This window comes from Plesiocystis pacifica SIR-1 (assembly GCF_000170895.1).
GTDB classification, from domain to species: Bacteria; Myxococcota_A; Polyangia; order Nannocystales; family Nannocystaceae; genus Plesiocystis; species Plesiocystis pacifica.
In genome coordinates this window covers 85,554-106,309 of record NZ_ABCS01000008.1, presented here as the reverse complement: position 1 = coordinate 106,309, position 20,756 = coordinate 85,554, and the positions used below count along the sequence as shown (strand labels likewise).

The window sequence follows — 20,756 nt, the reverse complement described above, 5'->3', positions numbered from 1 at the left end:
GCCATGAGCCCCTCGGAGTTCGCCACGCGGCTCGCCAGCCTGACCATGCTCGTGTCCGCGGGCTGTGCCCGGCCGCCGGCGACGCTCTCGCCGACCGCGGGGTCCGAGCCCGCTCGCACCGAGACCGACGCGAGCTGCCCGGACACGCCGACGACCCCGCAAGCGAGCGAGGGGGACGGCCTCGCCCCCCAGGTCGTCGACGCGCGCTTCGTCGCTGGAGATCGCGTCATGCTCACCTTCAGCGAGGCCCTCGCGCCGACAAAGGGTGTCAACCCGCGACAGTTTCGACTCAGCTGGGCCTACTCCCTCGTCGACCTCGAGGAGGGCTACGCGGCGGTGTATTACCAGGAGCTCGGCGGCACCGACCTCGACGAGGTCCCGGTCGTGGTCCAGGCCCTGGTCGAGTACGCCGATCGCCCCGAGGTGCTGGGGCTGCGCCTGAACCAGGGCGTGCCCGTGGACGTCTGCACGGAGCTGGCCGAGCTGAAGGCCGACTTCGACGAGGGGATGGCCGAGGCAGACGCCACCGAGCGCGGCGAGGTCGGCCTGTTCTTGCACTACACCGAGCGGGGCAGCGTGGTCGTGCGCGACCGCTCGGGGGTGCCGCTGGGAGACATCGGCGGGGCCTGGGCGCTGCACCACGGCGCCCGCCATCACCAGGCCTACGGCGCCGAGCCGGTCGCTCGCCTCGATCTCCTGGTCCGCTTGGATTGCCCCGTGAACGACGGGCTCATGCGTGACACGCCTCCAGGACCGACCTGAATGAGCCGGCCTTTGGGCGGGCCCCGCAAGCTCGAGGGCTCCGCGTGGAGGGGTTCCCCGGTTTGACAGCGCCTGAAACACGCCGGAAGCTCGCCCGGTGAGACGCCTCGGCCCCTATACGCTGACCCAGCGCCTCGGCGCGGGGGGCATGGGGGAGGTGTGGAAGGCCCAGCGCGACGCCGTGGGGGGCGCGGCCAAGCACGTCGCGGTCAAGACCTTGCTCGCGGGTCGGGCCAGCGACGACAAGCTCCGGCGCATGTTCCTGGCCGAGGCCCGGGTCTCGATGCTGCTGAGCAACTCCAACATCGTGCAGGTCTTCGACGCCGCCGAGGCCGAGGACGGGACCTGCTACATGGTCATGGAGTGGATCGACGGCGTGGACCTGGCCCGCATGGTCCGCAGCCTCCAGGGCGAGGGGGAGCCGCTGCCCGTCGAGCTGGCGGCCTTCGTGGCGGGGGAGGTGCTCAAGGCCCTCGCCTACGCCCACGAGTTCGAGGCCAAGGGCGAGGTCCAGACCCTGGTCCACCGCGACATCTCGCCGCACAACGTGCTGCTGTCGAGCACCGGCGAGGTCAAGCTCACCGACTTTGGCGTGGCCCGGCTGGTCTCGGAGGATACGAGCGGTGTCCACGTCAAAGGCAAGCTGCGCTACATGTCGCCGGAGCAGATGAACGGCGAGTCCAAGGACCCGCGCATCGATCTCTTCGCCGTCGGGGCGCTGCTTCACGAGCTGCTCTCGGGGCGGGTGTTCCGGGCCGAGGTCACCGAGGCCGCCCAGCTCTACGGGGTCGTGCTCGGGGGCAAGTACGCGCCGCTGGACCCCGAGCTGGGGCTGCCGCAGGTCCTCGTCGATCTGGTCGACGCGCTGCTCGCCGCCGATCCCGACGCGCGCCCGAGCTCGGCGCGGGAGGCCTACCGCAGCCTCGCGCAGTGGCCGGGCTACCGGGACGCGCGCTTCGAGCTCGAGGTGGTGGTGCGGCGCTTCAAGGAGCGCCGGGCTGAGGCGACGCGCCACGGCGAGGGGGCCACGCCGACACACGCGGACGCCTTGGGCCTGGGCGAGAGCGACACGGAGCTCGGGGTCGGATCCGGAGCGGCGCGCTCTGGCTCTGGCTCTGGCTCTGGCTCTGGCTCTGGCTCTGGCGAGGTGCCGGGGCTCGGGGACGCGCCGACGCTGGCCTCGACGCCGCGGCCGGGGAGCGCCTCTGCGCCCCTGGGCAGCCTCGTCGCGGTCCCCCAGGGGGAGCTGGGGACCCACTCCTCGACCTTGATCACCGAGAGCTCGCGCTGGGGCTTGCCGCTGGCGCTGCTCGGGGTCGGGCTCGCGATCGCGTCGATCGTGTTCGCCGTCGGTGTGGCCCAGGGCTGGTGGTTGCGACCCGTGACTTCGGCGACGGGGACCAAGACCAGCGCGGCTTCCATCAACGGGAGTGAGACGGGCGGTACCACGGGCGGCGAGGATGGACTCGCCGCGCCCGAGGACGCGACGACGGAGACGGAGACGGAGACCGGGACAGAGACCGAAGCGACGGTGGACGCGACGGACACGGGCCTGCCCGAGGACACCGGCGACACCGGGGCTGGGACCGAGACGGGCTCGGAGACGCCGGTCGCCCGCCCCAGCGGCGGCGGCCGGGTCCAGTGCGCCTTCCTGGCCGGGACCTCCTCGGGCACCAAGCTCCAGTCCCGCGGCACCCCGCACCGCCGCTGCGAGGAGCTGCGCGGCGAGGTCCGCAGCCTCGGCGTGGCGGGCTCGCAGCTGCGCCTGCGCGCGGGGGGCAAGGTCCTGAAGCTCGAGCCCGGCAAGGCCCTGCGGCGGGACGGGCCCAAGGAGTGTTGGCGCATCCAGGGCGACCTGGCGGCGCGCTACGTGTCTTTGTCCGTCACCCTGGGCAGCCGCAGCTGCGGCTGATTCGGGCTACCATCGGCCGCCGACCCCGACTCATGCTCCGCCACGCCTCACCCTCTCCGCGCACGCGCGGCGCTGCCTTGCTCGCGCTCTCCATGGCGAGCGCGCTGGCCTGCGCCCCCGCGCAGCCCGAGCCCGTCGAGCCCCCCGCGCAGGCGCCCCTGCCCGCGGCCGAGGAGCTGGTCGAGGCCCGGGTCCTGTCCCGCCGGGTCCGGGCGCCCAAGCGCCCCGAGGTGCTCTACAGCCAGCGCATGCTCGACTTCGTGGGCGGCGACGAGGTCACGGCCGTGCGCCTGGCCCTGGGCCTGCAAGAGACCGCAGGCATCCTGTCCCGAGCGCGCTGCTCGAGCGCCAACCGGGCCGAGCCCGAGGCCCTGCGCGCGGCCATGGAGCCCGTCGAGGGCTACCTGCTCTACGTGGCCTTGTTCGCCCTCGCCTACGAGTTCGACTTTGGCGGGAGCCCGCGGGTCGAGGACGGCCGCCGCCAGACCCTGGCGATCCTCAACGCCCTGTCCGAGCGCCTCGACAGCTCCGAGGTGCTGTTCCCCAAGCTCGAGCTGCTGACCCCCGAGGACGCGGCGCTGATGGTCGAGAGCGAGGGCGCCAGCGACCGCAGCTTGTTCCCGACCTACGTCGAGCTGCTCTACTCGATGGTCCAGGCCAACGCCGACCTGGCCGACAAAAAGTCGCGCATCGCCGCCAAGGTCGAGGAGCTGCGCGAGGCCGTGTCCGTGCTGCTCCGACGCAAGCGCCTCGACGCGACGGATCTATGCCTGGCCATTGCGAGCCTCGACGACGCGGCCCAGAGCGCCCAGGCCTGGGCCGTGGGCGCGCGTCAGCGCGGGGGGGCGCCGAGCCTCGCCGCGGTCTACGAGGTCGAGGTGCGCGTCGCCTTGACCAACGTGTCCTCGGCGAGCGCGAGCCCGGAGCCGGTCATGGTCCAGCCCTTCGCCACCTTGCGCGCCCTCGACGGCAGCGAGGCGCCCTTCGAGGTCGAGCTCGAGGACCTTCGGCTCACGGAGCCCGAAGGCTCGGGCGCGCCCCTCGACAACAACCTGCCCCCGGGCTTTACCCAGGTTCGGACCTTGCGCGGGGTATCCAACCGCGGCGTCGCGCAGCTGTGCGCCGTGGAGGGCGAGCTGCTGGTCGGGGGACACACGCTGCCCCTGGCGGTCCCCCTCGACGGTTGTTAGCTACTGCACGACGTGCACCCGGCAGTTGCCGAGCACGTTCTGCTGCATGTTCGCGGTGAAGGTCAGCTCGACGATGCCCTCGCCGTGGCCGGTGATGGTGTAGGTCCAGTGGAAGGGCCCGTTGGGTCCGTCGCTGGTGATCGACTCGTTGCCGGCGCTCGGCGATCCGACGCCCTCGAGCTGGGTCGCGCTCATCCCGATGTGGACGTGGCCGACGTCGTCGGTGAACTGGGCCGTGAGCGGCTGGCCGACGACGGCGGGGTTGGGCTGGATGAGGTCGAACTTCGCCGCGCAGGGCAGCTCGGGCAGGCCGGTGTCCGTCGACTCGGAGGACGCGTCCGTGGTGTCCTCGCCGCTCGACTCGTCGGTCGAGCCTGTTTCGGTCGTCTCGGACTCGGACTCGGTCTCGGATTCGGTCTCGGTCTCGGTCCCGGTCTCGCCGACCTCGTCCTCGCTGTCGCCGTCGTCGCCTCCGTCGGCAGACGGCGTCCCGGCCGAGATCACGAAGCTGTCCGCGCTCTCATCGTCGCCCACCGAGCACGCGAGGGGAGTCAGGGCGAGGGAGAGCGCGCACGCCCCCACGGGAGCCCACCGGGCTTGCCAGGATTTGATCGCCATGGTGGGTCGAGACTATCGACACTTTGCTGCGAAAGGGTCACGAGGATAAAACGGCGCGCTAGCCGCCGCTGTCTGTTGGCCGTTTGTCCGTCGATGACTGGACTTTGGGTGCCAATGTCTACACTTCGCGCTGCCACCGATGGTGCTATGGTCGAATCGCAATGCACGTCAATGGTGGTGGGAAGCCGTGGAAGGTGGTCAGCGCAGCCTTGGCCGTTTGTGCGAGCTTGGTGGGGTCGGGCTGCAGCGACGACGAGGGCCGCGATCCCTTCTCGCCCGGCATCTCGACCCTGGGTGCCGACGCTGGCTCGACGGGCTCCGGCGCGGACGAGGTCGGCACGGAGACCGCCGAGGGCACGGGGGAGAGCTCGAGCGACGCGAGCACGGGAACGAGCGAGGACGACTCGGACAGCTCGAGCACGGAGTCGAGCTCGGACTCGGACTCCGAGTCGAGCGAGGGCACGGACAGCACCTCGACGGGCGTCGACGGGGGCGAGCCCATGACCACCGACGGCGGCGGCAACGGCGGGCCGAGCTGCGCCGATCATGCCGCGGGTCAGAACTGGGGGACCTTCTACTGCGACAACGGCAACGGCGTGTGCGAGGGCGAGGGCGTCGTGTCCGACGACTGCGACCTGTGCTGCTCGGGGCCCTCGTGCGGGACCTACGCGGGGCTCCAGGGCTGGGACGAGGCCTACTGCGAGTGGAACGACAACGGAGCCTGCGGCGGCCAGGGCACCCCGACCTGGGACTGCGAGTTTTGCTGCGGCGTCGTGTTTGGCGGCACGACCACGGGCACGACCACCGGGGGCGGAGGCGGCGACGGCCTGTTCAGCTACCCCGTCGGCGATCAGACCAGCTACCCCGCCGGCGGCTGGCTCGTCTGGCAGGTCATGGGCCACTACTGGGGGGCCTGGGGCGGGCGCCACCTCGCCCAGGACATCGCCGCGCCTGGGGGCGGGCTGGCGAGCATCGACGCCCCGGTCTACTCCGTCGCCGACGGGGTGGTGCGCTACGCCGGGACCAATGGGAGCAGCTACAAACACGTCGTGCTCATCGAGCACGACGACGGGGAGGGCGGCAAGGTCTGCTCCTTCTACGGCCACGTCAACGCGCCCCTGGTCAGCACCGGGCAGCAGGTCAGCCGCGGGCAGCAGATCACCAGCGTGCGCGACTGGGCCCAGTGCATCAACGGCGGGTCGTCGTCCAACACCCACCTGCACTACGTCCTGCTGTCCAAGCCGCTGTGCGATCTGTCGGCCAGCAACGGCGGCGGATCGATCTGCGGCTACGACAACGGCGGCGAGAACGACATCGACACCATCGCCGAGGAGCCCTACTTCTACACGGCGATCGCCGACGACTGCGGGGTGTGGCAGTACCCCGACGGCTTCATCTCACCGACGAAGTTCATCGAGGATCACAAGTTTTAGCCCCCGCAGGCGCTTTGGACCGGGGCCGCTTCGTCGCTGTCCGCTCCTTCGCTGAGGCTGGTCCTCAGTGGGGGTCGTGCCTGCGAGGGGGCATGTGGTCGCCCCCAAGGGGGGCGCTCATGGGGTGGAGCAGGCGGGATGTCGGGGCGATGTCGGGAAGAGACGAAGCGTCGTCTGGTCGACGAGGCGTCAGAGCGTCGCTGGTTGTTGGGGTCGCTAGGCGCCCCAGCCGTCGGCGAGCAGCCCGGCGACGATGGCCTTGCCGCGGTGGCCCCAGATGGGGTGGGGGACGGTGCAGAACTCGTCGGCGAGGCGGTTGGCGGCGGTCGAGGAGGTCACGCCCTCGGCGGCGGCGAGCTCGAGGATGCGCTTGGTGATCACGAACACCGCGTTGTCCCACTCGCGGCCGAAGTGGCGCTCGATGGCGGGGTCGTCGGGGATCTTGCCGTATTGCTCGTTGGCGCAGTTGACGATGCCCATGCGGTTGGCGGCGAAGTCGGGCACGTAGACGATGCCGCGCTCGGCCAGGGCCGAGTCGTCGCGGCGGTCGTCGAGGAGCTGGTTGTTGGCCGCGCCGCACACGATCGGCGCCTGGATCATCGGGATGGTCTCGGGCCCGAGCACGCCGCCGAGGGCGTTGGGGGCGAGGACGTCGCAGGGCTCGGCGAAGATCGACAGGTCGCCGCGCTCGCTCAGGCGCAGCTCGACGCGCGCGCCCGCGCCGGCCTCGGCGAACTGGGCCCGCAGCTGGTCGAGGCGCTCGGCGTTGATGTCGGTGGCGACGATCTTGGCGACGCCGCGGGCGAGGAGCTCCTCCATCATGAAGGTCGCGACGTTGCCGGCGCCCTGCATGGCGACGGTCTTGCCCTCGAGGCTGCCCTTGCCGAGGTGGTCGAGGGCGCCCTCCATGGCACACACCACGCCCTTGGCCGTGGCCCCGGAGGGGTTGCCGCTGCCGCCCACGGCCGCGGGCACGCAGGTCGCGAAGCGGGTGGTCTCGAACACGGCGGCGAGGTCGGGCGGGGTGGTCCCGACGTCCTCGGCGGTGACGTAGACCCCGCGCAGGGAGGTCGTGAACGCGCCGTACTCCCGGTAGAGCTGGCGGCGGTAGGCGGGGTCGCGGTAGCGGTCGCCGGACTGGCGGGCGACGATGCCCTTGCCGCCGCCCCACCACAGCCCGGCGAGGGCGTTCTTGCGGCTCATGCCCTCGGACAGGCGCAGGCCGTCGCGGATCAGCCCCTCCATGCGCGCGTAGGGCCAGTGGCGCAGGCCGCCGGCACCCTGGCCGCGGACGGTGTTGTGGACGAAGGCCGTGTGCAGGGCTCCGGTCTCGGGGCCGACGGCGAAGAACAGGCCCTCGTGGCCGTTGAAGTCGCGCTCGTCTAGGCTCAGCTCCGCGGCGAGCTCCTCGAGCCACGGCTGGCTGGCGACCAGGCGGCGCTGCTCGGCGTCCCATGTCAGGCACGCGCGGCCACCCTGCTCGTTGAGGCGTGCGGCGAAAGCGACAGGATCGAGGTCCAGGAGGCTCACGGAGCGCAATCTAGGGGGAGCCCTCGCGTGGGCGCAACCGCGTAAAAAGCTGCGCGCTGCTACCCTCGTGGGGTGCATCGTCGAAGCCTCGCCGTCCCCCTGGTGGGCGCCGCCCTGGTCGTGTGCGCGGGGGTCTACGCGTGGCTCGACGAGCGCACGGACGGGGAGGGGAGCGCAGGGAATGCCGAGCGCTTTCGCGTCGATCTGGACGTGCCCCCGGTGGACGCGGCGCTGTGGTTCGTCGACACCTTTCCGGACTACGTGACCCGCGGCGAGGACGGCCTCGAGCCCTGGCTCGAGGGTCTGGATCCCCGGGACCGTCGCTTCGTGCTGGCGATGGCGCAGACCCTGACCTGGGCGTGGGTCGAGCACGAGCTCGAGGGCCTCGCCGACGTCAGCCCCATCGAGGATCAAGCCGAGATCGACGCGCTGGCTCAGGCGGCGACCCTCGCCGTGCGCCTCGAGAGCCTCAACCAGCTCGAGGTCTCCCTCGACGCCTTTGGCGAGCAGATGGGCGGGCGCCTCGACGCCTACCGCGGCGACCCGAGCTTTGCCCAGGGCGTGTTCGCGCGCCTGGTTCGGGGGGCGACCAACTGCGACGGCCAAAACCACCTCGCCCTGCTGGTGCTCGAGGCCGCCGTCGAAGAGCGGGAGCTCGGCTACGCGGTCGAGCTCGTCGGCATCGAGGTCGGCCACGAGGTCGTGCACGTGACCGGGCCCGAGCTGGGGCGGGGCGTCTACGTCGACGCGTGGGCGAACCTGGAGCCCTTTGCCCTGGAGGACGAGCACCCCCGCGGCGTGCCGAGCCTCGGCGAGCAGGGCTGGGCGCCGGGGCTGATGACCGGGGAGACCATCGACTCCGTGCCCGGCGTGCCCTGGGCCGTGGTCCCGGCGCTGGCACGTCGGGCGCCGCATCCACCACGAATCTATGCCGCGGCCGTGGGCCAGCGCGTCGAGCTGCACCCGCCCCGGGACGCGCCGACGCGACCGGTGAGCCTCGAGATTCGCGCGCCTTCGCTGACTCCGGAGGCCCTCGAGCGCATCGACGATCCCTGGCGCTTGTATCTCTACGCGCGGGTCCTCGACCTGTTCGACGATCCCCGCGCGCCCGCGCTCTACACCCGCATCCTCGACCGCAGCTGTCCTGCGCGCGGCCGGCCGAAGAACCTGGTCTGCGCCGGCTCCATCTTGTTTCACGAGCGCGCGACGACGCCGGTGGACGGGCTCGCGCCCTACTCGGGTCGGGACCGGCCGAGGACGCCGCCGCCGCCGGGTCCGGACTCGCCCTAGCGCGGCTTCAGGGGGCGGGCGCTTCGTCGCGGCAGCGCGAGTGGATCATCGGCTCGCAGTCCGCCGGGTGCACGTCGCAGCGCGCTTCCTTCTCCTCGTGCTGGACTTGCTGGTAGCGCGCGCCGTCGAACTCGTAGACGAAGTCGAGGGCGCCCTCGTGCGGGCCCCGAGGGTCCTCGCGGGTGGGCAGGGCGACGAGCCCACCGACCATGCGGACCGGCGGGGGTCGCCAGAGGTTGGCGGGGTCGCCCTGGATGTGCCCCACGAAGTGCCCGCACGCGCCCCGGGTGACCCACAGATCCCACTGCACCTCCGTGGGGCAGGTGCTCGCGTCGGCGCGCGTGGGCACCATGAGATCGAAGAAGCCGTCTCGATCGAGGTCGAGCTCCGGGCGCGGGCCGAAGCTCCAGCGGTAGTCCTGCTCCACGTCGACCCTGCGTTCCGAGTAGTCGTTGTAGCCGTGCCCCGAGCGGTGCTCGATGATCGAGAACGCGCGGGTGTCGATGGGCGTGCAGTCTCCGGGGAGCTCGACGGGGGCGCGGGCGAGGGACGGAATCAACGCTCCGCGCGTGGCCTGTTCGCCGTAGGCGCTCAGCCACAGCGCGTGGCGATCCCCCTCGGCGCACGGATCCAGGCACAGCGAGGCCGTGATCGCGCCTCCGCTTTCGTCGACCGCTTCGAGGGCGACGCCGGCCTCCTCGAGGCGTGGCCGCCAGGACGCCCAGGTCTCGGCGAAGGGGCGGTGGAGCATGAAGGTCACCGGGTCGAGGGCACCCGAGGCCTCGCCTTCGAGGGTGAAGCCCTCGGGGGTCGGGACCGCGGCGGGCCAGGTGGCGGGCGGCTCCGACTCTGGCGGGTTCGGGCTGGGGTCGGGTTCGGGCTCTGGCGCTGGCGTGGGCTCGGCAGGGGCTGGGGGCGGCTCGCTGGTGCCGATGCAGCCGCCGAGGACAGCCAGGGCCGCGCCGAGGGTCTCCGCGATGAAAGGCCGCGCCACCTGCGTAGTGTCCCACGCCCGGCGAGGTCTGTGCGGCTCTCCGAAGACGCGGCTCAATCGTCGAGCGCGAGGGCCAGGACGGGTCGGGCGTGGGTGGCGGCCATGGCGGGCTCCCGCCCCAGACTACCCCGCCGGCGTGAGCGCGAAGTCGCCGAGGTCGTGACCCTCGGCGGGCGCGTCGGCGGGGACGTCCAGACCCTCGCGCAAGACCTCGTGCGCCCGGGCGTCCACGCGGCCCGCGGGGATGACCTTCATCTTCAGCGACCCCACGGGCACGCCCGGCAGGGTGAAGCGGCCCTCGGCGTCGGTCTCGACCCAGGGGATGAAGCCGACGCCGTAGTGCTCGGCGCCCGGGGCCTCGACGCGGACCTCGGCCCCGGCCACGGGGGCCTGGCTCTCGGCGTCGACGATGCGGCCGCGCGCGGGCACGCGGGCGTCGAGCTCGACGCGGAGATCGAGGACGGACTGGCCGGGGGCGAGCTCGACGCTGGCCTGGCCGTCGGCGGTGGGCGAGGTGACCTGGACGGTGTAGCTGCCCGGGGCCAGGGCCTCGAAGCGCCAGCGCCCGTCGCCGCGGTCGCGCCAGTGCTCGCGCCGCTCGGCGCCGCCGGCCTCGGTGAGGATCACGGCGTAGTCGCGGACGCTGCCCGCCTCGGCGGCGCCGCGCAGGGCGACGGTGCCGGCGAGCTCGGCGGGGGAGTCGATGACGAGCTCGACCTCGGTGTCGCCAGGCTCCACGTCGACGCGGGCCGCCTCGCCGCCTTGAGGCACCTTGGCCTGGACGGTGTAGAGCCCGTCCGGGAGGCCCTCGAGGGTGAAGCGGCCGTCGAGGTCGGTGAGCACGGGGCGGCCGGGGCTGTCGCCGTAGCGCAGCCGGCCGGCGGGCGGGAGCTGATCGGCGAGGGCCTCGGACTGGCGGGTGATCGCTATGAAGGCGTCGCCCAGGGGCGTGCCGCCGTCGTCGACGACCCGCCCGGCGATGCGGCCGGCGCTGGCGCGGACCTCGATCTCGATCTCCGCCTCGCCGCCCGAGTCGAGGGCGACGGTGGCCTCGCCGACCTCGATCTGCCAGCGCCCGTCGAGGGCGGCGACGCGGTAGCGATCGGGGCCGAGGCCGGTGAGCTCGAAGCGGCCCTCGTCGTCGCTGTGGGTGTCTCGCCAGCCCCCGGCCTCGCCGTAGGCGGTGACGGTCAGCGAGGGGGGCACGCCGCCGTCGCTGCCCACGACCCGCCCGCGCACGGTCCCGGCGACCGGGGCCTCGATGCGCACGTCGCCGACTCGGTCGCTGGCGACGACGACCTCGACGGGCTCGGGCAGCTGGGGCGCCGCGCTGCCGCCGAGCTCGAGCTCGTAGGTCCCGCGCTCGAGCCCGCGGATCACGAAGCGGCCCTCGGCGTCGGTGGGCTGGGAGCGGACGCTGCGTGCCGTGGGTCCGCTGTCGTCGTCCTCGTCGGCGAGGCGCTTGCCGAGCACGAGCATCCGGGGCAGGGGCCGGCCCTCGCCGTCGACGACGAGGCCCTCGATGGTCGCGCCGGCGGGCACGGTCCAGGTCTGCTCGGGCACCTGCCCGCCCTCGGCGGGGACGCTGAACTGGCCGATGCGCTTGACCATGCGCCCCCAGCAGTGGGCGTTGACGCGGTAGTCGGCGGGGCGCAGGGCGCCGAGCTCGACGTAGCCCTCGTCGTCGATGGTCGCGTTGTAGAGCTCGAAGGGGGCCGGCGAGGCGGTCACGCTCTCGCCCGCGCAGGTCGGCTCGCCGTCCTCGTCGACGATGCGCGCGCGGACTCGGCCGGCACGGCGGGCGCGGATCTCGATGGTCTCGCTGGTCTCGCCGAGGGCCAGCTGGGCGCTGTCCTCGGCCCGGCCGAGGTAGCGCGGATCGACCAGGAAGGGCCGGTAGCTGCCGGGGTCGATGCCCGCGATGCGGAAGTAGCCCTCGGCGTCGGTGCGCGTCATGCCCTGGCCGACGACCACGTAGTTCATGTCGATGCCGGCGCTCATGCGGCCCTCGGACACCGGCACGTCGGGGAGGCCCGCGCCGGTCTCGGCGTCGACGACCCGGCCGACGAGCACGGCCTCGGGCACGAGGTAGAGCTCGACGGTGGGCCCGGGGGCGGAGCTGAACAGGTTGCGGGTCGCGTAGCCCTCGGCGCCCGCGTAGAGGTGCACCCGGCCCCGGCGGACCCAGGCCAAAAAGCGCCCCTCGGCGTCGGTCTGGACCAGCGCGCGGCCCTTGGGATCGCCGCTGAGGCCGTCCCCGCCGACCGCGATCACGGCTCCCTCGATCACCCCGCCGGACAGATCGCGGACGATGCCGCGCAGCCGCACGGCGCCCGGGAGCAGCTCGAGGTCGACGCGGGCTGAGCCGCCGGGGGCCAGGCGGGCCTCGCCCTCGTGGGGCTGGTACTCGGCCTTGCTCGCAAACACCTCGACCTTGCCCGGGGTCACGCCGTCGATGGCGTAGCGGCCCTGGGCGTCGCTGCGTTCGCACAGCGGGGTCCCGGCGACGTGACGGATGAAGCGGGGCCGCACGCACACCCGGGCCTCGGCGAGGGGCTGGCCGTCCAGGTCGGTGATGGTGCCCTGGACGCTGCCGAGGGCGCTCGGGGCCGGGCCCTCGCGCCCCACGAGTCCGCCCTGGCCATCTCCGCGCCGGGAGCCTTCGCCGCCCTCAGGCCGCGCCTGCGCGTCGCCAGCTTCGTCGGTGTCGGTGCCCCCGCGGAGCAGCCAGGACGCGCCGATCGCCAGGCCGAGCAGCGCGGCGAGCAAGACGGCGAGGCCGGTGCGCGAGCGCTCCGAGTTCGGGGGCGAAGCGTCGGGGGAGGGCATCGCCCCCGATCTACGCGCGGGGTCGCAAAGCGATCAACTCGGACGACTCAAAAGGGGATGTCATCCGGTGGCTCGGAGCTGCCGTAGCCGTTGGGGCCGTCGGGCAGGGGCACGTCGCCGAAGTCCGAGGGAGCGTCGGGGCCTCCTCCCTCGGGCTGGTCGGCGACGAGGGGGTCGATGCGCCAGCCCTGGATGCTGACGAAGTATTTCACGTCGCCGCGCGGGCTCTTCCACTCCCGGCCCCGGATGTCGATCTGGATGCGGACCTCGTCGCCCTCGGACACGCGGTCGAGCAGGCTGATCTTGTCCTGGGTGAACTCGACGAGGATCTGCTGCGGGTAGCGCTCGTCGGTGACCAGGACCAGCTCGCGCTTGCGGAACTTGGCGCTGATGTTCTGGGTGTCGAAGAGGACCTTGATCTTGCCGGCGAGCTCCATGGCGCCCCCAGGCTCGACTCTGGGCGGGGGGGAGTCAAGGGCCGGCGGGGCACGTGATCGGGACGGGATCGAGTCGGGGCCCGGGCGCTGGCGGTGACACCCGCCGCAAACCAGTGAGAACGCCCCCGCGGTCTCGCGGGGGCGTTCGAGCGGGCAGGGTCGGCCCGGGCTCAGCCGGGGTCGGCCGCTTCCGGGGCCGCCTCGGCGGCGCCGTCGAGCATGGCCATGTTCAGGTGGCTCAGGCCCTTGACGCCCTCGGCGTCGCGCTGCAGCTCGCCGGCCTTCTCGGCGATGCGCATCATCGGGTTGCGCGAGCCGCCCAGGGCGCGATCCTCGAGCCGCGCCTGGTAGTCGGCCAGGGGCTGGACCTGGTAGTTCCACAGCGAGTCGGCGTGCACGAACTTGTCGCCGTAGATGGTGCGCAGGACCACGGAGTCGTCGGCGATGGGCAGGGCGCGGACGTTCTCGCGGTATTGCCCGGTGTAGCTGTAGTACTCCTCGGCGTTGCTCAGGTAGAGCAGCTTGACGGGCACGCCCAGCTCCCCGCTGACCTTGGCGATGGTCTGCACGGTCGTCGGCCCGGTCAGGTTGCCGACCAAAAAGCGCACCCGGTCGGCGAGGTAGAGCTCGCGGATGTGGGCGTAGTACTCGGGGTTGGACAGCCAGCTGGTGTTGACCCCGCCCTCGTCCCGGGCGATGACGTTCTTGAGGTGGCGGTACACGGTCTCCCGCGCCGAGGTCCAGCTCATCATGGTCTTGCGCAGGTGCTCGGGGGACAGCTCGTCCTTCAGCGCGTTCTCGATCAGCGCGTAGGACTCGTCCTTGTTGTCCTTGTGCCAGCGCTGGTGGAGGGTCTGGGGATCCTCGCTGGCCTCGATGAGCACCTCGTAGGCGCGGTGCAGCTCGGCCACGCGCCAGTCGAGGTCCATGAGGAACACGTACTCGGACTTGGCGACGGCGATCAGCGTGTAGTTTTGGTCGGCCGCGACGCCCACGTAGGCCCCGCCCTTGTCGGCGATGTAGGGGAACCACACGTCGTGGCGGCGCTCGTTGGTCTTGATGTAGTGCTCCTCCGTGGAGATCCACTCCTCGGTCTCGCCGGCGAGGAACACCGCCTTTTGCTCGTCGGTCAGGGGCGCGTAGAGGTCGACCTCGAGCTCCGTGTCGACGCCCTCGTCGGACTCGTCGTCGTCCTCGACGACCAGCTCTTCCTCTTCCTCGCCCTCGGCGGCCCCGGCCTCGGCCGCGCCGGCGTTGGGGTCCGCGGCGTTCGCGGCGTTTTGATCCGCGGGCGGCTGGGCGGCCGCCGGGGAGTCGGGCGGGGCCCCTCCGCAGGCGTGGAGGCCCATTCCCAGGCCGACACCGAGGGAGAGCGCCAAGACGGAGGCTGCAGAGGCGGACAGGGTCAGCCGGGCGAAGCTCATGGGCGGAGTCTAAACACGGCGTCGCAAAACGAGCGAGATTGCGGCGGTTGTGGCACCGCACGGCTGATCAGTCCCGCGGCGCGATCTCCAGGGCTTTGGCGGAGACCGTCGCTGCGAGCGAGCACACACGCAAACGCCGCTTGAAGTGCCGAAATCATTGGAATAGAACCCGAACCGACCAGTTCGCGGCCGCCGCCGACAACTGCACGTGTCCCGTCATCACCGCGGGGGCACGCAGGGAACCCACGAGAGAGCCCATGAGCACCAACGCTGCATCGAAAGAAGCACCACCTGGGGACGCTCCGGTCACCATCCGCGTCAGCGGAGTGTCGAAGATCTACGGAGACTTCGTCGCCGTGAACGACATCTCCTTTTCGGTCCGCAAGGGCACCGTCGCCGCCTTCCTCGGCCCCAACGGCGCCGGCAAGTCGACGACGATGAAGATGTTGACCGGATACCTCGCGCCGACCAAGGGGAGCATCGAGATCCTGGGCAAGAACCCCGGAGATCACGGCGCCCGCCTCGAGCTCGCGCGTCGCCTCGGCTACCTGCCGGAGAACGGCCCCCTCTACCTCGACATGACCCCGGCGGAGCTGCTGGCCTTCTACGCCGAGGTCCGCCAGCTCGGCTCGGTCAACAAGGCCATCGACCGGGTCGTCGCGCAGTGCGCGATTCAGGACGTGTTCCACAAGCCCATCGGCAAGCTGTCCAAGGGCTACCGCCAGCGCGTCGGCATGGCCCAGGCCCTGCTCTCGGACCCCGACGTGCTGATCCTCGACGAGCCGACCTCGGGCCTGGATCCCCTGCAGATCCGCGAGGTCCGCAAGCTCATCCGCGAGCTCGGCGAGCAAAAGACCATCCTGCTGTCCACCCACATCCTCCAAGAGGTCGAGGCCGTGGCCGACTCGGTCATCATGATCCACGAGGGCCGGCTGGTGTTCGAGGGCTCCTTCGAGGAGCTCGACGAAGACGGCGACGGCGACATCGAGCGGCGCTTTTACGCCCTCGCCGGCGCGCCCCTCGACGATGAAGAGGACGAGGACGAAGACGAACACGAAAGCGAGGCGAACTGATGGACTTCAACGTCGTCAAGGCCATCGCCCGGCGCGAGCTGAGCAGCTACCTCGGCAACCCCGCGGGCTACGTATTCCTGACCCTGTTCATCGCGGCGACCGGCGCCGGGGCCTTCCTCCAAGAGGGCTTCTTCGCCCGCAACCTCGCCGACCTGGCCCTGCTCAACAAGGTCATGCCGGCCATCTTGATGCTCTTCGTCCCGGCCGTGACCATGGGCGTGTGGGCGCAGGAGCGGCGCCTGGGCACCGACGAGCTGCTGCTGACCATGCCGGTGCGCGACACCGAGGTGGTGCTCGGCAAGTACTTCGGGGCGCTGGGCGTGTTCACCGTGGGCCTGGGCTTTAGCGTCGCGCACGTGCTCGTGCTGCGCTGGCTGGGCCAGCCGGACCTGGGGCTGATGCTCTCGACCTACCTGGGCTACTGGCTGATCGGCGCGACCTTCGTGGCCATCGGCCTGCTCGCCTCGATGTTCGCCGGCAACGCGACCGTGGCCTTCATCCTCGGCGCCCTCGGCTGCGCCGGGATGGTGTTCGCGGGCACGGAGCCGTGGGCCAGCGGCATCGTCGGCTGCGCGGTGTTCGCGGGGCTCATCTCCTTGCTGTGGACCGCGGTCCAGGGCAACACCGAGGGCGCCGGCCTGCTCGGCCTCATCGGCGCCGTGGTCGGCGTGTTGGTCTGGCTCGGCGGCGCCTGGAAGGGCTTCGAGGAGGCCTTCGGCAAGCTCGGCGTCGACCAGCACTTCTACGGCTTCGGTGAGGGCGTCGTCCGCCTGGGCGACGTCGTGTTCTTTATCGGGATCGCCGCGGTGGTCCTCTACCTGTGCGTGTTCATGCTCGGCCGGAGGCACTGGTAATCATGCAGCCCCGTCACCATCACCTGATTCGTCTGTTCGCCCTCGCGGCGACGGTCGGCTCGCTCACCTACATGGCCCAGCGCAGCAACGCGCGCGCGGACCTCACGGCCGAGGGGCTCAGCCAGATCACCAGCGGGACGCGCAAGCTGATCCGCTCGATCGGGACCACGGTGCCCAGCACCGAAGACGGCGGCGAGGCCGTCGAGATCCCGCCGGTGGTCGTCACCGCCTACGTGTCCAAGGAGGTCCCGCGGCCCTACGTGCCCGTGCGCAGCCGGCTGCTGAACATCCTGCGCGAGATGGAGGCCAGCGGCGGGCCCGGCCTGTCGGTGCGCATCGTCGAGCCCGAGACCTTCTCCGAGGACGCCCAGGAGGCCATCGAGAACTACGGCATCGCGCCGCGGCCCCTGGTCAGCACCGAGGGCGACCGCGTCGACACCCTGCCGGTGTTCCTCGGGGTGGCCTTCACCTCGGGTCCGCGCGAGGAGGTCGTGCCCTTCTTCGACCGCGGCCTGTCCGTCGAGTACGAGATCGTCCGCGCCCTCGAGGTCGTCACCCAGCCCGAGAAGAAGGTCGTCGGCATCATCCGCGACGACACCAAGATCATGGGCGACTTCGACCTGCAGTCGCGCCGCCGGATCCCCCGCTGGCGCGTGGTCGACGAGCTCGAGAAGCAGTACGAGGTCCGCAGCCTCAACCCGGGCTCGGCCATCCCCGAGGACGTCGACGTGCTCTTCGTCCCCCAGGTCTCGAGCCTCAACCAGGCCAGCGTCGACGCGGTCCAGTCCTACCTGCTCGCCGGGCGCCCGGCGCTGCTGGTCGCGGACCCGCTGCCCTTTTTCAACCCCAAGCTGGCCCCGAGCCAGCCCATGCTGCCGCCGCCCTCCCAGGGCATGATGGGCGGCGGCCAGCCCCCGGAGGAGAAGGGCAACTACCGCGCCCTGCTGGCGACCATCGGCGTCGACTGGCCGGCCGAGCACGTGTCCTTCGACCTCGAGAACCCCGAGGCCCAGCTGGCCGACGCGCCGCGCAGCATCGTGGTGTTCGGCGAGCGCGACGGGAAGAACACCTTCACCGGCGGCGACGAGAGCGTCGACGGCCTGGCCCAGATCATCACCCTGTTCGGCGGCGAGCTGCGGCCCTTCCCCGCGGTCTCGACCACGTTCGAGCCCATCCTGGTCACGGGCGAAAAGGGCGGCTGGGACCCCTTCGAGCAGTTCGTCGACGACAGCAACTTCCTGTTCGGCCTGCAGTTCCGCGGCGTGCCGCCCACGCCCACGCGCATGGCGGCCCAGGACGGGGTCAAGGAACTGGTCGTCGGGGCGCGGATCAGCGGCGGCGGGGGCGGTGGCGACACCGGCTCCAACGCCAACATCAACGCCATCGTGCTCGCGGACCTCGACATGTTCGCGGACAGCTTCTTCCAGTTCCACGAGCGCGGCGGTGACCTCGACGGCGACGGCCTCATCGACATGCGCTTCGACAACGTCACCTTCTTGCTCAACACCATCGACAGCCTGCTCGGCGACGATCGCTTCATCGAGCTGCGCAAGCGCCAGCCGGTGTTCCGCCGGCTGAGCAAGGTCGATGACATGACCAAGAAGGCCAACGAGGAGCGCCAGGACAAGCTGACCGCGGCCAACGACGCCGCGAAGGCGCAGATCGAGGTGGCCCAGGCCAGCCTCGACGAGTCCGTCGCGGCCATCAGCCAGCGCGCCGACCTCGACGAGACCACCAAGCAGATCATGATCCGCTCGGCCCAAGAGGCCGAGAACCGCAAGCTGCAGGCAAAGACGGAGCAGATCGAGCGGGACAAGTCCCAGGAGATCGACCGCGTCGAGGCCGAGCACGCCCGGGCCGTGGACGAAGTCCGCGACCGCATCCGCGTGGCCGCCATCTTGTGGCCGCCGGTCCCGGCCCTGTTCATGGGCCTGCTGCTCTTCCTGCGCAAGCGTAGGCGGGAGAGCTCGACCATCCCCGAGAGCCGCAAGCGCAAGGACGCCTGAGGACCCCCGACAAGGAGCCAGACATGGACATGAACCGTACGACCGGAATCATGGTTGTCGTCGCCGCCCTCTCGGCGGTCGGCGCCCTCTCGATGCGGCCCAAGACCATGGCGCCGCCGACCTTCGAAGACACCGGCGAGCAGCTGTTCCCCGAGTTCGAAGACCCGACCGCCGCGGCCTTCCTCGAGGTCAAGGAGTACGACGAGAAGGAGGCCCGGCTGACGAGCTTCTCCGTCAAGCTCGACGAGGGCGTGTGGGTCATCCCCAGCCACAACAACTACCCCGCCGACGGCACCGAGCGCATGGGCAAGGCCGCCGCGTCCTTCCTGGGCGCCAAGAAGGACCAGGTCCGCAGCGACGACGCCAAAGAGCACGCCGAGTTCGGCGTGGTCGACCCCGAGGGCGACGCCGACGTCGACGCCGAGGGGGCCCGGGGCCAGCGGGTGACCATCCGCGACGCCGCCGGGACCACCCTCGTCGACCTGATCATCGGCAAGGACGTGCCCGACAAGCAGGGCTACAAGTACGTGCGCTACCCCGGCAAGGATCGGGTCTACGCCGTCGAGCTCAAGCCCGAGATCTCGACCTCGTTCACCGACTGGATCGAGGACGACCTGCTCAAGATCGAGCAGGACAACATCGTCGCGCTGCTCAGCAACAGCTACACCGTCGACGAGGAGAGCGGCGTGGTCGAGGGCGACAACCCGCTCTACTTCGAGCTCAAGGCGCCCACGGCCTTCGGCCCCGAGGGCGAGCCCATGCCCGCCGGCGCCCCGGAGTGGACGCTCAGCGAGCCGGCCATCGTCGACGCCGAGGGCAAGCCCATCGACCGGGCGACCTACACCGGCGAGGTTCCCCTGCCGCCCCCGCCCTCGGCCCCCGCGGGCAAGGAGCTCAACCCCAGCAAGGTCAAGCAGATCGTCGGCAGCGCCGACCGCCTGAAGATCGTCGGCGTGCGGCCCCAGCCCGAGCGCCTGTCGGCCCTCGACCTGCTCGGCAAGGGCTTCTTCGTGGGCGGCGAGCCCCCCAACCAGCGCCTGTTCGGCAACGAGGGCGAGGTCCGCCTGTTCGCCAACGACGGCGTCGTCTACACCCTCTACTTCGGCGAGATTACCTACGCGACGGGCGAGACCCTGACCGCGGGCGGCGAGGGCGAGGAGCAGGCCGAGGTCGCCGAAGGCGAGAACGCCCGGGCCAACCGCTACATGTTCGTGGCCGTGGGCTACGACCCGACCCGGGACCCGGGGGCCGCCGACGCGCCCGATCCCCTGGCGCCGCCGCGGGGCAAGGCGCGGGCCGAGATGCTCGCGAAGCGCTTCAACCAGTGGTACTACGTGATCGCCGACGCCAGCTTCACCCAGCTGCACAAGGCCGCGGACGACTTCTGGCGCGACGCTCCGGACGCCCCCGCTGGGGCCGGCGCTCCAGAGGGCATGCCGGCGATGCCGGAGGGCATGGCCTTGCCCGAGGGCATGCCCATGCCCTGAGGCTCCACAGGCTGAACGCGTCCCAGCGCGGGCCCGGCTTTGCTAGGCTCGCGCTGTGTACGTCGTGGCCGTGACGCGCTGGGGACCGGGGCTCCAAGCGCAGCTCCCCGAGCTCGCCGCGATGCTCGGGCTGTTTCCCTACGATCTGCGCATGCGCCTCAACGGCCCGCTGCCGGTGATCGTCGCGCGCATGCCCGAGCAGGGGCCGGCCTCAGAGCTGATGGCCAAGCTGCGCGGGTGGGGCCACGGGGCGGTCGGCTGCGCGCTGAGCACGGTGCCGAGCGCCAGCGAGATGTTCACGCCGCGGGAGTTCGCCTTCGACGAGGCCGCGGGCACCCTCGAGCTGCGCGGGGCCGGGCGCGCGCTCTCGGTCCGCCCCGAGCAGGTCTACGCGCTGATCCACGCCATGGCGCTGACCGAGACCCGGACGACGCGGGAGACCACGAGCAAGAAGTTCAGCGCGGCGCGGGCCGTGGCCACGGGCGGGATGGTCATGCGCAAGAAGCAGACGCAGACCTCGACGAGCACCGAGTCGGAGTGGGGCGAGCAGCTCTACCTCGTGCTTCAGTCCAAGGCGGCCAAGGCCGCGCCGGTGCTCCTGACCCAGCACGGGCTGCGCTACGCGGGCCTGGGGGAGGCCAAGAGCCACTCGAGCCTGACGAGCTTCACGACCCTCGTCGAGCGCCTGCGCGCCTTCGCGCCCCACGCCTTTTACGACCGGCGGCTGGTCGAGTCCCGGCGCAAGCCCGGCTTCGTCGGGGCCTCGCGCTCGAAGGTCGGCAAGGCCAAGCAAGAGGCGGTGGCCCACTCGAACGCCGGCGGGGTCGACCTGGCCGCGCGCTTGCTGCTCATCGCCCACTCGCGCGGGCAGCTGTGAGTCGTGGACGTGGGGCAGGGAGGGCGTGGCGTCGTCCACG

At 71.6% G+C, this 20,756-nt stretch carries 16 protein-coding genes; 10 read left to right on the top strand and 6 right to left on the bottom strand.

Annotated elements, in window-relative coordinates; genetic code table 11:
- Positions 1 to 3 precede the first annotated feature (3 nt).
- The 3 genes from PPSIR1_RS06080 to PPSIR1_RS06070 all read left to right on the top strand — a co-directional run bounded on the left by PPSIR1_RS06080 (position 4) and on the right by PPSIR1_RS06070 (position 3,864).
- Positions 4 to 762: a hypothetical protein gene (locus PPSIR1_RS06080; RefSeq protein WP_006970122.1), complete on the top strand. Its 759-nt coding sequence runs from the start codon at positions 4 to 6 to the stop codon at positions 760 to 762.
- A gap of 97 nt (positions 763 to 859) precedes the next feature.
- A complete protein-coding gene (locus PPSIR1_RS41945; protein ID WP_006970121.1) occupies positions 860 to 2,674 on the top strand; it encodes a serine/threonine-protein kinase in 1,815 nt (604 codons plus the stop codon).
- A gap of 92 nt (positions 2,675 to 2,766) precedes the next feature.
- Positions 2,767 to 3,864: a hypothetical protein gene (locus PPSIR1_RS06070; protein WP_006970120.1), complete on the top strand. Its 1,098-nt coding sequence runs from the start codon at positions 2,767 to 2,769 to the stop codon at positions 3,862 to 3,864.
- Here the strand turns inward: PPSIR1_RS06070 and PPSIR1_RS06065 are convergent, their stop codons facing one another.
- Positions 3,865 to 4,482 (bottom strand): hypothetical protein, encoded by a 618-nt coding sequence (locus PPSIR1_RS06065; protein ID WP_045115462.1) that lies wholly within the window; start codon positions 4,480 to 4,482, stop codon positions 3,865 to 3,867.
- 230 nt (positions 4,483 to 4,712) lie between these two features.
- Here PPSIR1_RS06065 and PPSIR1_RS41940 point away from each other — a divergent pair, with 230 nt between their 5' ends.
- The gene (locus PPSIR1_RS41940) at positions 4,713 to 5,915 is read left to right on the top strand and encodes a M23 family metallopeptidase (RefSeq protein WP_006970118.1); all 1,203 of its coding nucleotides are present in this window, start codon (positions 4,713 to 4,715) and stop codon (positions 5,913 to 5,915) included.
- Positions 5,916 to 6,131: 216 nt separating this feature from the next.
- Here PPSIR1_RS41940 and PPSIR1_RS49165 read toward each other — a convergent pair whose 3' ends face one another.
- Entirely contained in the window at positions 6,132 to 7,445 is a 1,314-nt protein-coding gene (locus PPSIR1_RS49165; protein ID WP_006970117.1) for a Glu/Leu/Phe/Val dehydrogenase dimerization domain-containing protein, read from the bottom strand.
- Between the two features lie 72 nt (positions 7,446 to 7,517).
- On the opposite strand from PPSIR1_RS49165, the gene PPSIR1_RS49160 reads away from it, so the two are divergent.
- A complete protein-coding gene (locus tag PPSIR1_RS49160) occupies positions 7,518 to 8,735 on the top strand; it encodes a hypothetical protein (RefSeq protein ID WP_198154469.1) in 1,218 nt (405 codons plus the stop codon).
- A 7-nt stretch (positions 8,736 to 8,742) separates the two neighbouring features.
- On the opposite strand, the gene PPSIR1_RS06045 is transcribed toward PPSIR1_RS49160, so the two are convergent.
- The 4 genes from PPSIR1_RS06045 to PPSIR1_RS06030 all read right to left on the bottom strand — a co-directional run bounded on the left by PPSIR1_RS06045 (position 8,743) and on the right by PPSIR1_RS06030 (position 14,419).
- Positions 8,743 to 9,729: a hypothetical protein gene (locus PPSIR1_RS06045; protein WP_006970115.1), complete on the bottom strand. Its 987-nt coding sequence runs from the start codon at positions 9,727 to 9,729 to the stop codon at positions 8,743 to 8,745.
- A gap of 123 nt (positions 9,730 to 9,852) precedes the next feature.
- Entirely contained in the window at positions 9,853 to 12,558 is a 2,706-nt protein-coding gene (locus PPSIR1_RS06040; RefSeq protein ID WP_006970114.1) for a carboxypeptidase-like regulatory domain-containing protein, read from the bottom strand.
- Positions 12,559 to 12,605: 47 nt separating this feature from the next.
- Complete coding sequence (locus tag PPSIR1_RS06035; protein WP_006970113.1) at positions 12,606 to 12,995, bottom strand: DUF3127 domain-containing protein; 390 nt, start codon at positions 12,993 to 12,995, stop codon at positions 12,606 to 12,608.
- Between the two features lie 170 nt (positions 12,996 to 13,165).
- Positions 13,166 to 14,419 (bottom strand): LIC_10091 family protein, encoded by a 1,254-nt coding sequence (locus PPSIR1_RS06030; RefSeq protein ID WP_006970112.1) that lies wholly within the window; start codon positions 14,417 to 14,419, stop codon positions 13,166 to 13,168.
- A gap of 326 nt (positions 14,420 to 14,745) precedes the next feature.
- Here PPSIR1_RS06030 and PPSIR1_RS06025 point away from each other — a divergent pair, with 326 nt between their 5' ends.
- The 5 genes from PPSIR1_RS06025 (at position 14,746) to PPSIR1_RS06005 (ending at position 20,716) form a co-directional block, all read left to right on the top strand.
- Positions 14,746 to 15,492 (top strand): ABC transporter ATP-binding protein, encoded by a 747-nt coding sequence (locus PPSIR1_RS06025; protein ID WP_006970111.1) that lies wholly within the window; start codon positions 14,746 to 14,748, stop codon positions 15,490 to 15,492.
- Positions 15,492 to 16,346: an ABC transporter permease gene (locus tag PPSIR1_RS06020; protein WP_006970110.1), complete on the top strand. Its 855-nt coding sequence runs from the start codon at positions 15,492 to 15,494 to the stop codon at positions 16,344 to 16,346. The genes PPSIR1_RS06025 and PPSIR1_RS06020 overlap by 1 nt, the downstream gene beginning before the upstream one ends.
- A 2-nt stretch (positions 16,347 to 16,348) precedes the next feature.
- Positions 16,349 to 18,352, top strand: a complete 2,004-nt coding sequence (locus tag PPSIR1_RS06015) for a GldG family protein (RefSeq protein ID WP_006970109.1) — start codon at positions 16,349 to 16,351, stop codon at positions 18,350 to 18,352.
- A gap of 50 nt (positions 18,353 to 18,402) precedes the next feature.
- Complete coding sequence (locus PPSIR1_RS06010) at positions 18,403 to 19,839, top strand: DUF4340 domain-containing protein (protein ID WP_006970108.1); 1,437 nt, start codon at positions 18,403 to 18,405, stop codon at positions 19,837 to 19,839.
- Positions 19,840 to 19,909: 70 nt separating this feature from the next.
- On the top strand, positions 19,910 to 20,716 hold the full coding sequence (locus tag PPSIR1_RS06005) for a hypothetical protein (protein WP_157595241.1): 807 nt from the start codon (positions 19,910 to 19,912) through the stop codon (positions 20,714 to 20,716).
- Positions 20,717 to 20,756 lie beyond the last annotated feature (40 nt).

Coding starts and splice junctions, on each gene's coding strand:
- PPSIR1_RS06080 (WP_006970122.1), top strand. CDS start 4: ATGAGCCCCTCGGAGTTCGCCACGCGGCTCGCCAGCCTGACCATGCTC.
- PPSIR1_RS06070 (WP_006970120.1), top strand. CDS start 2,767: ATGGCGAGCGCGCTGGCCTGCGCCCCCGCGCAGCCCGAGCCCGTCGAG.
- PPSIR1_RS06065 (WP_045115462.1), bottom strand. CDS start 4,482: ATGGCGATCAAATCCTGGCAAGCCCGGTGGGCTCCCGTGGGGGCGTGC.
- PPSIR1_RS06040 (WP_006970114.1), bottom strand. CDS start 12,558: ATGCCCTCCCCCGACGCTTCGCCCCCGAACTCGGAGCGCTCGCGCACC.
- PPSIR1_RS06035 (WP_006970113.1), bottom strand. CDS start 12,995: ATGGAGCTCGCCGGCAAGATCAAGGTCCTCTTCGACACCCAGAACATC.
- PPSIR1_RS06030 (WP_006970112.1), bottom strand. CDS start 14,419: ATGAGCTTCGCCCGGCTGACCCTGTCCGCCTCTGCAGCCTCCGTCTTG.
- PPSIR1_RS06020 (WP_006970110.1), top strand. CDS start 15,492: ATGGACTTCAACGTCGTCAAGGCCATCGCCCGGCGCGAGCTGAGCAGC.
- PPSIR1_RS06015 (WP_006970109.1), top strand. CDS start 16,349: ATGCAGCCCCGTCACCATCACCTGATTCGTCTGTTCGCCCTCGCGGCG.
- PPSIR1_RS06010 (WP_006970108.1), top strand. CDS start 18,403: ATGGTTGTCGTCGCCGCCCTCTCGGCGGTCGGCGCCCTCTCGATGCGG.